Source organism: Fulvivirga kasyanovii (genome assembly GCF_009711405.1).
GTDB classification, from domain to species: Bacteria; Bacteroidota; Bacteroidia; order Cytophagales; family Cyclobacteriaceae; genus Fulvivirga; species Fulvivirga kasyanovii.
The window spans coordinates 1-9,474 of record NZ_SMLW01000417.1 but is presented as its reverse complement, the minus strand read 5'-3'; the positions used below and the strand labels follow the sequence as shown (position 1 = coordinate 9,474).

The 9,474-nt window shown below is 45.1% G+C and carries 10 protein-coding genes; 1 reads left to right on the top strand and 9 read right to left on the bottom strand.

Going from position 1 to position 9,474, the window contains the following annotated elements; translation table 11 throughout:
• Positions 1-16: 16 nt before the first annotated feature.
• The 9 genes from E1163_RS05875 to E1163_RS05835 all read right to left on the bottom strand — a co-directional run bounded on the left by E1163_RS05875 (position 17) and on the right by E1163_RS05835 (position 8,523).
• Complete coding sequence (locus tag E1163_RS05875) at positions 17-1,138, bottom strand: ABC transporter permease (RefSeq protein WP_155170478.1); 1,122 nt, start codon at positions 1,136-1,138, stop codon at positions 17-19.
• A gap of 16 nt (positions 1,139-1,154) precedes the next feature.
• Entirely contained in the window at positions 1,155-2,264 is a 1,110-nt protein-coding gene (locus tag E1163_RS05870; protein ID WP_155170476.1) for an ABC transporter permease, read from the bottom strand.
• 58 nt (positions 2,265-2,322) lie between these two features.
• Entirely contained in the window at positions 2,323-3,045 is a 723-nt protein-coding gene (locus E1163_RS05865) for an ABC transporter ATP-binding protein (RefSeq protein WP_155170474.1), read from the bottom strand.
• 10 nt (positions 3,046-3,055) lie between these two features.
• Positions 3,056-3,964, bottom strand: a complete 909-nt coding sequence (locus tag E1163_RS05860) for an ABC transporter ATP-binding protein (protein WP_155170473.1) — start codon at positions 3,962-3,964, stop codon at positions 3,056-3,058.
• Between the two features lie 11 nt (positions 3,965-3,975).
• Positions 3,976-4,881, bottom strand: coding sequence for an HlyD family secretion protein (locus E1163_RS05855; protein ID WP_155170471.1), 906 nt, complete (start codon positions 4,879-4,881; stop codon positions 3,976-3,978).
• Positions 4,878-6,161 carry a TolC family protein gene (locus tag E1163_RS05850; protein ID WP_185155982.1) on the bottom strand — a complete coding sequence of 428 codons (1,284 nt, stop codon included), beginning with the start codon at positions 6,159-6,161 and terminating at the stop codon, positions 4,878-4,880. The genes E1163_RS05855 and E1163_RS05850 overlap by 4 nt, the downstream gene beginning before the upstream one ends.
• 65 nt (positions 6,162-6,226) lie before the next feature.
• Entirely contained in the window at positions 6,227-6,835 is a 609-nt protein-coding gene (locus E1163_RS05845) for a TetR/AcrR family transcriptional regulator (RefSeq protein ID WP_155170467.1), read from the bottom strand.
• A 236-nt stretch (positions 6,836-7,071) separates the two neighbouring features.
• On the bottom strand, positions 7,072-7,461 hold the full coding sequence (locus E1163_RS05840) for a DUF1398 domain-containing protein (RefSeq protein ID WP_155170465.1): 390 nt from the start codon (positions 7,459-7,461) through the stop codon (positions 7,072-7,074).
• A 297-nt stretch (positions 7,462-7,758) separates the two neighbouring features.
• Positions 7,759-8,523, bottom strand: coding sequence for a helix-turn-helix domain-containing protein (locus E1163_RS05835; protein WP_155170463.1), 765 nt, complete (start codon positions 8,521-8,523; stop codon positions 7,759-7,761).
• Between the two features lie 421 nt (positions 8,524-8,944).
• On the opposite strand from E1163_RS05835, the gene E1163_RS05830 reads away from it, so the two are divergent.
• Positions 8,945-9,370, top strand: a complete 426-nt coding sequence (locus E1163_RS05830; RefSeq protein ID WP_155170461.1) for a hypothetical protein — start codon at positions 8,945-8,947, stop codon at positions 9,368-9,370.
• The last annotated feature ends 104 nt before the right edge of the window (positions 9,371-9,474 follow it).

Here is a 9,474-nt window from a genome sequence, read left to right as displayed (position 1 = left end):
ATATTTATTTTTTATATCATTCCTGCTTTTTATAGCTCCAAATGGCTGCTGCATTGAAGATGATTGCCAAAATGGTGGTGTAAATAAACTCTGAGGTAAGGTCTAAGAAACCACTGCCTTTCATGAGTACTTTTCTGGATACGGCAATGAAGTGTGCCAGAGGATTGGCCTTCGTGAGGTACCGCGCCCAGGTCGGCATGCTGTCGATAGGGGTGAACAGGCCACTCATGAGGATGAAGATCAGGATGAAAAAGAATGCAACGAAGATGGCTTGTTGCTGGGTGTCGGCAAAGTTGGAGATAAGCAATCCAAAGCCCAGCACGGCTATGAGGTTGATGAAGGCGTAAACAAATAAAAGGCCGAGGCTGCCGACCATAGGTATGTCGAAAACTATTTTCCCAACGGTAAGGCCTACCGTCATGATAAACATACCGACGCAAAGAAACGGTACAAGCTTACCGATAATAAACTGCCACTTTTTAATAGGCGTTACGTTGACCTGTTCAATGGTGCCTATTTCCCTTTCCCTGACCACATTCATGGCTGTAAGCACGATGGTAAGAAGTGCGGTAAGCTCTGCAAGAATCCCCGGTACCATGAAATCTGTGTACCTGAGCAGTGGGTTGTACCAGTACCTTGAGCTGACATCAATACCGCTATGGCTGGTGGCAGGGCGTGGCATCCAGTGTATTTCACTAAAGATGTCACGGTTATATGTGTTTATGATATTTCTCAAATAACCTGAGCCGACAGTAGCCTGCTGGCCGTTAATGGCATTGACCAGCATTTGCATGGCCGGCTTTTCGCCTCTTACAAACTCCTTTTCAAAATTGCCCGGTACCTCAAGAATAATATCGGCCTCATTGGCCTGCATCTTTTCCAGGGCCTGCTCTTTACTAAATAATTGATCGATCAGCCTGAAGTGCTCATTGGCCATTATTTTGCGGGTTAAAGCACGTGAGGTTTCGCTCAGGTCGTGATCCAGCAGTATGATCTTCACTTCTTTTACTTCATTGGTAGCGGCATTTGACAACACAATAAGCTGAAAGATGGGCAGTATTGTCATCATGATCAGTATTGTTTTGTTCCTCATTATCTGGAGGAACTCTTTTTGTATTAGAAAGAATAATGTTCTCATGCTTATAATGTTAAAATCATTCCAGACGTATTTTAAACTTCTTCCAGGTCAGGGTGAGAAAGGCCACGATCATAAACAGCAATACACTTACTTCGAAAATGATGTATTCCAGACCTACACCACGAAGCATTATTCCTTTGAGTATTTCTATAAAGTAGGTGGCCGGAATAATATGGCTGATGTATTGCAGTACTTCGGGCATGCTGGTGAGGGGAAAGATAAAACCAGAAAGCAGTGTTGAAGGCATCAGCAGCCCAATGAGTGATTTCATCATGGCGTCCTGCTGGGTTTCTGAGGTGGTGGATATCAGTGTGCCCAGTGAAAGTGCAGTGATTACATAGACCATGCACAGGCATAGCAGTAACACGAGGCTTCCGGTAACAGGTACTCCAAAAATAAAGTACCCCATGACCAGGATCAGAACGGCATCGATAAATGAAAGGATGGCATATGGCGCCACTTTGCCCAGGATAATGAGCAAGGGAGGAAGGGGGGATACCAAAAGGATCTCCATGGTGCCTTGTTCTTTTTCCCTCGCTATCGTAAGTGAGGTCATCATGGCGGATATGATCAACAGGATGAGGGCAATAGTTCCGGGGATGAAATTATAGGCGCTTTCCAGAAGCGGGTTGTACAGCATACGGGTTTCAATGTTTACCTGGTATGGGTTAGCAGGCTCCTTATACTCCTGCTGTTGAAAGTCATTGATCATGACCCTGGCATATTGCACAAGCGCATTGGCCATATTAGGGTCTGATCCATCGGCGATCAACTGTACCTGGGCAGGGTCATAAGTGTACAGGTCTTTGCTGAAATCGGTGGGGATAACCATAACAAGATCCGTTTTGCCACTCCTGAACCCTTCCTCTACCTGCTTTTCGGATACAAGCATCCTGTTAACATTGAAGTGGCCGGAGCTGGTCATATGCCTTACCAGCTTTGAGGAGGTTTGGTCTTTAGCATGGTCGAGAATATCGATATTGGCATTTTTGAACTCATTGGTTACGGCAAAGCCAAATATCAATACCTGCGCCACCGGCATGCCAAATAAAATGAGCAGTGTGCGCCTGTCCCTGAGGATGTGGTAGATCTCTTTCTGAATGAATGCCCGAAAAACTTTGATCATGTTCATGGTTTAAACCGTTTGATACTGTTGTTAATAGTCACTTGCTTTCATATCCGGATCAGCGGACAAGTTTTAGGAATACATCGTTCATGGTTTGTGAACCAAATTGCTTCTTCAGGTTGGCCGGGGTATCCAGCGCTTCGATTTTCCCCGCAACCATGATCGATACCCGGTCGCAGTATTCGGCCTCATCGAGGTAATGTGTGGTAACGAAGATGGTGCGGCCGTGCCCGGCGGCTTCATAAATGGCCTCCCAAAACTCTCTCCTTACCATAGGGTCGACACCTCCGGTAGGCTCATCGAGAAATACAATGTCGGGGTCATGAACCATGGAAATGGCAAATGCCAGCCGTTGTTTCCAGCCCAGAGGCAACGAGGCAACCAGTTTGGAGGCTACTTCCGAAAGCCTGAGATCATGCAGGATAGCATCCGTCTTTTGCCGGATCTCCTGTTTGGACAGGCCATAAATGCCACCGAAAAACCGGATGTTTTGCTTTACGGTAAGGTCTTCATACAGGCTGAACTTTTGAGACATGTACCCGATGCGGGTTTTGATCTTTTCATAATCATGTATGACATCAAACCCGGCGACCATTCCTGAACCGGAAGTAGGCTTGCTCAGGCCTGTTAGCATACGCATGGCGGTGGTCTTTCCGGCTCCGTTGGCGCCAAGAAAACCGAAGATCTCACCTTTGGCCACCTTAAAGCTGATCTGATCCACTGCTGTGAATTGTCCGAATTTTTTGGTCAGATGATCGACTTCTATTGAATAGGCTTGCATATCGGCAGGGTTAAACTTCACGACTTAATTCAAGGAAAAGGTCTTCTATATCAGGTTCTATAGGCCGGACTTCAAGGTCAGGGTAGTCTGCCGGGTCCAGCGAACTGATAATTTCATCGATGCTGACATTGGCGTGTGTTGCCAGGTGCAAATATTCGCCGAAAGGCAAAGCACTCCTTGTATAGTCCATGTCGCGGAGTATTTTCAGCAACTCATAATTATTGCCCGACCTGATGGCGTACAGTGGACTGGGATAGCTATCTACAATTTTACCGGGGGTGTCAGTTTGCAGTATCCTGCCATTTTGGATCAACGCAATCCTGTCGCACATACCGGCCTCATCCATGTACGGTGTGCTGACGAGGATAGCTATACCTTTTGCTTTAAGGCTTTTGAGCATGTCCCAGAATTCCTGACGACTTACTGCATCCACACCGGTGGTAGGCTCATCCAGAAACAATACCTTAGGCTTGTGGATCAGCGCGCAGCTTAGTGCTAGTTTTTGTTTCATGCCACCGGAAAGTTTGCCCGCAGGCCTTTTTTTGAAAGGCTCTATCTGCTCGTAGATGTCTTTGATCAGGTTATAGTTCTCTTCTACAGTGGTGTTAAATATGGTGGCGAAGAATTTCAGGTTCTCTTCCACGGTCAAATCCTGATAAAGCGAGAACCTGCCCGGCATGTAACCGACCTGTTTCCTGATTTGACGGTAGGCTTTCTCAACATCGTGCCCTGCTACCGTAGCCTGCCCTTTATCAGCCAGCAGGAGGGTGGTCAGTATCCGGAAGAGAGTGGATTTACCGGCTCCGTCCGGGCCTATAAGTCCGAACAATTCTCCGTACTCCACGGAAAGTGATACGGCATCAAGAGCCTGAACCTGTCCGTAAGCCCTCGAGATATTATTTACTTCAATCGCTGCCATTTTACGTGGTTTTAATGTTGAAAGCGAACTTCTCCCGGCATGCCTATTTTCAACCTCCCGTCGTTATTGGTTACCATCACATCTATGGCATAGACGAGGGTGGTACGCTCTTCCCGGGTTTGTATGTTTTCGGGAGTAAACTCCGCTTCATCTGATATATGGGTAATTAGGCCGGGTATCTCTGTGTACTCTTCTTCATCTTTGTCAATCAGAACAGTTACCGTATCACCAATAGCCACTTTTTGAAGGTCTATTGCATTGGCATATGCCTTTAGCTTGAGCGCTTTGAGGTTGGCGATCTTGTACAGTGGTGTGCCGCGGGTAACCAGCTCTCCGGGTTCTGCATATTTGGTCAGCACCGTGCCGGATATAGGGTTGATGATCACGTGATCTGCTATATTGTTTTGCAGTACATCGAGCCGGGCGCGCAATGGGCCACGCTCTGCCAGTATGCTGCGGTTAGCCACCGAAGTCTGGCGACGGGTGGTAGCTATTTGCTGGCTTACCACATCAATTTCACCCTCATATTCATCCAGTTGTTTTGGCGTGGCGGCTTTGGCAGCTACCAGGTTTTGGATACGGTTGTACTCCCGGAGCAGGTTTTCCTTGCGCTCCAGCAGCAGGGCTACCTCCGGCTCCGCCTCTTTAAGTTTATCACCAAGTGAGGCTATTTGTGCTGCTACCTGGAGCAGCTCTAAGTGGAGCTGTGTAGTGTCAATCAGGCCGGCCTGCTGGCCCGCTTCCAGGTGCATACTTTCTTCAACAGGAAAACACCGGAGTTCTCCATTGCCTTTTGCACTTACCGTAACTGTGGTGGCTTCAAAATTGCCATAGGCATCAGAAAGCTCTTCGTTATTGCAGCCTAACAGGGCCAGGCCTGTGAATAGCCAGATATTAAATTTTGATCTCGTCATCATAACGTTCCAAATAAGGTTAGATATTTAACTTGTAATTGCTGGAGTTGTAATTCGTACAGGTGTAGCCGCAGCCTGGCCTCAAGCTCGGCATTGACTTGTATCAGGTAATCCGTAGCGTTGATCACACCGTTGTTCAATTGGGCTTCTGACTGCTGCAGTATCTCGCCCTGAAGGGCTACTATGCTTTGGTGGTTCTGTATTTGCCGGGTGAGCGCATCCATTTTTTCAAGAAACTCATCTTCCCGGGTTTCTATATTGTATTCAAAGGTTTCCTTTTGGATATCTACCCGCTTTTGCTGTACCCTTAACCGTTCGGTCTTTTGGGCGGTGGTTTGCCAGTCCCAGATCTTCCATGTCATGCGGATGCCGCCCAGGGCATATGGAGCGTGGCCAATGTCAGAGAAGTTTAAGGGGTTGGGGTATCCTACGCCGCCTTGGGCAAAGAGTGAAATGCGTGGCTTTCGTAAGGCGGTGATCGTACCTTCCTGTGCACTGAGCAGCAGCTTTTTGGATTCGTACATTTGCTGTTCAGGGCGTTGTAGTTCTACTTCTGCAACAGCATTGTAGTTTGGTAATACCAGTTCCGTAGCAGGAGAGAGGTTAAGGCCTGTAAGCTCTCCAAGTATTTTGATGGCTGCTTTGGAGTCGGCCAGTACGCTTTCCTGCTGATTTTGCAGCTCCAGCTTCCTTACCTTGAGTTTGATGATCTCGCTTTCGAGCACGGTACCATTATTATAACCGGCTTCAAGGTTTTGGAGACTGGCGTCGATGTTGCTCAGCGAACTGGCGATCAGTTGCTCCTGCTGTCTCGAAAGCATAATGCTAAAGAAAAGGTCATTTATCCGATCTTTTACCGGTCGGAGATCAGCTTCCAACTGGTTGAGGCCTACTTCCAGATTGGCTTTTTCCACCTCCCTTCTGGCATGGGTAAGGCCTCCCTGGTATAGCGTGTAATCCAGTTGCGCGTAGGCTTTGTAGCTCTCCCTCGGCATGTCAATAAATACCGGACTTTCAGGACTGTCAGAGCCTATTTGCAGGCTCTCGCTTTGAAGCTGCCCTTCGAGGTTAGCGGATAGTGCAGGAAGGCTTTCATTCCTGATAATACTGAGGGAAAGCTCTGTTTGCTCCATGAGCAGGCTTTTTTGACCCGTGAGCGGATAGTTGGCCATAGCCAGTTGATAAGCTTCGGATAGCGTCAGTTTGTCCTTATGTTGCGCAGTGGCTTTATAGAAAACTGCCAGGCTGAAAAACAGGGCGACAATGAAATAGATTCTGTTCATGTGACTATAGATTAAGATTTTTCTGTTTTTACCCATTTGGGTAATTTTTGGGTAAAAAAATTTAGCTATGGTTTCAATGCATCTTTTACAAATTGTTTAATGTGCTGTTTACGGTCAAGGAGCAGCTTGCCAAACTCCTCATTGTCCGTACCGAATATTACCTGCATAACAGGTCTGCCCAGTACCGGGAAAATGATCATAGATATGATGTTCATAAGCAGTTGGCGGGCATCTATCTTTTTTATCCTTCCTGCCTCCGCTTCCCTTTCCACCAGGGCCATGAACTTGGCAAAGATGAACTTCTCCTTCTGGCTGATATTTCGCTGGATGAAGCGGTCTGCATCTTTGTTAAGTTCGCTAATGACAAAGTTGGGCAGGGAGGGGTTTTTCAAAATCATCCCCAGGTGTGTATCCACGATCTGATCGATCTTGTCATCCAGTGAGGCGTCCGTTTCCAGTATGCGGTGAATCCTTGAGATCACTTGCCTAAAAGCCATCTTAAACACGGCTTCAAACAAAGCATCCTTGGTTTTGAAGTAGTAGTGGAGCAAGCCTTTGTTTATTCCGGCAGTATCAGCGATTTCTCGCATTCTTGCACCATTAAAACCCTTTTCGCGGAATACTTCTGAGGCAGATTCCAGTATCTTCTCTTCTGTTTTGATCGATTTAGCCATAGTACTGTAATACAAGGTTAGGAATTATTTTTTAAAAATTTACCCATTTGGGTAAATTTTTATTTTAGGTCCATCGACGATCTGGGTAAAAAAGGTGGAATGGCCGTATTCTGTTTAAGGGTTTTACCTCTTATCCATGATTCGAAATAGCTAAGCCTTACCAAACTTCCAAAGTCTGGTAAAGCCGCTGTTTAGTATTGATCGCAAATGTAAACCCCCCAATGCCTGTAGCTTGTCTATTGAGGAATAGTCTCTGTTAGTATCTCGTTGCCTTGTTTGTCGTAATAGACGCATGTCATTTTGTCGAGGTTTACGATCCATTTTTCGATGCCTGTTTCCGCGCAGTGTAGGCAAAAAGTAGGGTAGTCGGTTTGGCCTTGCTGGTGGAGTTTCAGGTACTCACTAAATCCTTCCGGGTTGGTCTTGTCAGCAATATCCAGGTTATCATACATGGGTTGGGATTTTGTTTGATAGCCGTTTTTGCCGAAATATTCCGTGTGGCTGTCTTTTACCCAGGTTTCAAAACCAGTTACACCCATTTGCCTGATCTCCCGGATGTATTTAGGGAAGTCGGCTCCGGATTTTACTTTTGCATGTGCTGCCTTAATTTGATCTACAGTAAACATTTTCTTATTAGGTTTTAATTTAACTATTGGATTTCGAAGGGAGGTTGTAAAACTTCTGTGCACGAGGCTTTCAGGCATAAACCTATGGAGTAAACAGATCGGAAAATAAAGTTTGAAACGCCTTGCTACTGAAATTGGTAAACCACGTTATTACTATTTTATCCTGGTTTGTCAGCTATATCACAAGTGCCTGTCAAACATAGATTTAAATGCTAAAGCCTCCACTGAAATTCTGTTTGTCCCTTGTTTTAGCAAATGTCGGTTAATCAAAACAGGTGTGATTGTAAAAAATCGTTTTTAAGAGGAGAGTTTGAACTGTTCAGGAGTTTGTCCGGTGAACTGTTTAAAGCTTTTGATAAAGTGAGGCTGGTCAAAAAAGTTGTTCTCATAGCAGGTTTCCGTGAGACCTTTATTGGCTTCCAGATCGTGCAGAACGGACTGAAACCGCACTATGGAAGTAAACTTTTTAGGGGATGTACCGACCAATTTTCTAAAACGTTTTTCAAAAGGACTCTGGCTAATATGCAGCTTGTTGTTCAAAGCTTTAATCCGGATAGTTCCTTTGGACTGGTAAATGAGATTGATGGCCTCAACGATCAATTGATCAGTGTGCTTTTCCCTGAGTTGAGACAAAAGAAATTGTTCAATCACTCTGATCCTTTGTGTATCGGTTGTTGCTAATGAAAGTTTTTCTTCGGTGTCAGTGATTTTGTACCTGTCAAACAGGTGGTCGAGTGATATGCTTTGGTTGTACAGCTCATGGGCAGGGCAGGGGGTGAATTGTGCTAAGCCGGTCTCAGTAAAACAAATAAGTATAGTACCGATATCGGCAGTATTTGTGAAGAGCTTAAAGCTGCCGGTAATACCGGTGATCCCTGCAGAGGCGAGGTTGTTTTCTTTCCCATTTGCCCATGTAGACAGATGCCCTTTATATTGAAAGCCAATTACCAAACCTGTTGAGGGGAATACTTTGTAAGTTTGTTTTTCAGCATTTTCAGAAATTACGAAATACCTGATATAGGGCTTCAGCCGGTCTGTAGGTATTATTTTATCGAATCTCATTGGTATTTGGCTTATATGCTTTTTGACAATTTAGCTATAAACATTCAGCTTTGAAACTGATGGTGACGCAATATATATCACTTATCTGAAGTTAATGCTTGTATGCTTTCCGGTGGGTGATGATTCGCGTGCGTTTGTCATCTTTTTATGTTATCCTTTCAATCCAATTATTATACCGGTCATAAATTTATTTATGGTGGATTACTTCAGCGGGCTAGCATCCTTATCTGGTTGATTATGAATTAGAAATATTAAAAAAAAAGAGGCTTGTCCACCTATTTGTCACCCTATGTGTAATCTGATTTGTCAGGTTTAGTGCCTAATATCGCACATTGTCTCCGTTCTAAATCTTACATTGTAAATGAAAAAGGCAAGGATGGTGTTTGTGAAAGAGCGGGAGGGTATTTAATTAATGATAAGGATGAAAAACAATTTAATCAGATTGCACGCAACTGAGAGCCGGTTTTTTGAGTATGATCCGGAAATTCCGTGTATAAATAGTACTGGTAATGGCTTTATGTTGTCGGATGAGTTCAGAAGTTTTATGGAAAGAGGCCTGGAGCTAATCAGAGAGAAGATCAAAGAAAACGGCAAACTTGGTTGGCTGATTGATGCACGATACATGGAGGTAATTGACCCGAATGATAAAGAATGGGTAGTGTCTCACTGGAACCGGAGAGCTTATGAGGTAGGGCTGAGGTTTGTGGCGTTTATACTCCCTGATAATATTTTTACGCTGATGAACATCGAAGAGTATACAGAGGAGTCAGGCGAAAGCGGAGGCCTGACCATACAGCATTTTGACGATATGGAATCAGCCAGAAACTGGTTGAAGGAGGTGGTGTAAACCACTTCAAATAGATTTTACTTTTACCTAAATCCAAACCAACCAGCACGCGGTCAGCTCAGCCTGTCGCGTGTTTTTTTTTGGTGTATGGTTCACCAGTGTCA

Coding starts and splice junctions, on each gene's coding strand:
- E1163_RS05875 (WP_155170478.1), bottom strand. CDS start 1,138: ATGAGAACATTATTCTTTCTAATACAAAAAGAGTTCCTCCAGATAATG.
- E1163_RS05850 (WP_185155982.1), bottom strand. CDS start 6,161: ATGAACAGAATCTATTTCATTGTCGCCCTGTTTTTCAGCCTGGCAGTT.
- E1163_RS05855 (WP_155170471.1), bottom strand. CDS start 4,881: ATGATGACGAGATCAAAATTTAATATCTGGCTATTCACAGGCCTGGCC.
- E1163_RS05840 (WP_155170465.1), bottom strand. CDS start 7,461: ATGTTTACTGTAGATCAAATTAAGGCAGCACATGCAAAAGTAAAATCC.
- E1163_RS05845 (WP_155170467.1), bottom strand. CDS start 6,835: ATGGCTAAATCGATCAAAACAGAAGAGAAGATACTGGAATCTGCCTCA.
- E1163_RS05870 (WP_155170476.1), bottom strand. CDS start 2,264: ATGATCAAAGTTTTTCGGGCATTCATTCAGAAAGAGATCTACCACATC.
- E1163_RS05860 (WP_155170473.1), bottom strand. CDS start 3,964: ATGGCAGCGATTGAAGTAAATAATATCTCGAGGGCTTACGGACAGGTT.
- E1163_RS05830 (WP_155170461.1), top strand. CDS start 8,945: ATGAAAAACAATTTAATCAGATTGCACGCAACTGAGAGCCGGTTTTTT.
- E1163_RS05835 (WP_155170463.1), bottom strand. CDS start 8,523: ATGAGATTCGATAAAATAATACCTACAGACCGGCTGAAGCCCTATATC.
- E1163_RS05865 (WP_155170474.1), bottom strand. CDS start 3,045: ATGCAAGCCTATTCAATAGAAGTCGATCATCTGACCAAAAAATTCGGA.